The organism is Roseibium sp. RKSG952 (assembly GCF_009711355.1).
Map to the genome: position 1 here is coordinate 1 of NZ_SMMF01000347.1, position 675 is coordinate 675.

Annotated in this window: 1 pseudogene; it reads right to left on the reverse strand. The window is 55.9% G+C overall.

What is annotated here, in order from left to right:
* Positions 1-316 (reverse strand): annotated as a pseudogene (locus E1297_RS00985) (DNA adenine methylase); the annotation flags it as partial.
* Between the last annotated feature and the right edge of the window lie 359 nt (positions 317-675).

Consider the following 675-nt stretch of genomic DNA (forward strand, 5'->3'; position numbering starts at 1 on the left):
GGCAGGTCGGGTTCGCCGGACGCTCACGTTTTCCGAATTGGGCCGGTGATTTTTCCGCCACCGAATAGGTCACCGTCACCGGCTTTTGTGTCAGCCCCGTGAAGATCTCGCGCACGGCGGGTTTGTCATTGATCGACAGGAGCACCTTGCCGCTCGCCTGCCGCATCAACTGCACCAGCGTCTCGAAATCGCACTTGGCAAACAGCCCCTCGCCATAGTCGCTCTCGCAGTCATAATAGGGCGGGTCGCAGTAAAACAGCGTGTCCGGGCGGTCATAGCACGGGATGAACTCCGCATAGCTCAGGTTTTCGATCACGACACCTGCGAGCCGCTAATGCACGACCTCCAACATTCGGCAAGGGTATTTGCTCGCCACTCCAACAACAATCACTATTGCGGAAGGAACGCCGTACTGCGCGCCCGTGACATCACAGAAGCCCCGATACAGCCTATTTTCATACGCTATGTAACGACAAACGCGATCGGCTCGTTTCAGGCCCGATGCACATTGGATCCATCAAAGGCCTATCGGCAGTCAACCACACACGCAGTCGCTCTTGTCTCCGGAGACGGCTGAACCAATATGATGGTTTGACAAATAATGACGATCACTATTGCCGTACTACGGAGATACAGTTCATGTCGACAGGCAATCGACCTCTGCGGGATGACCGG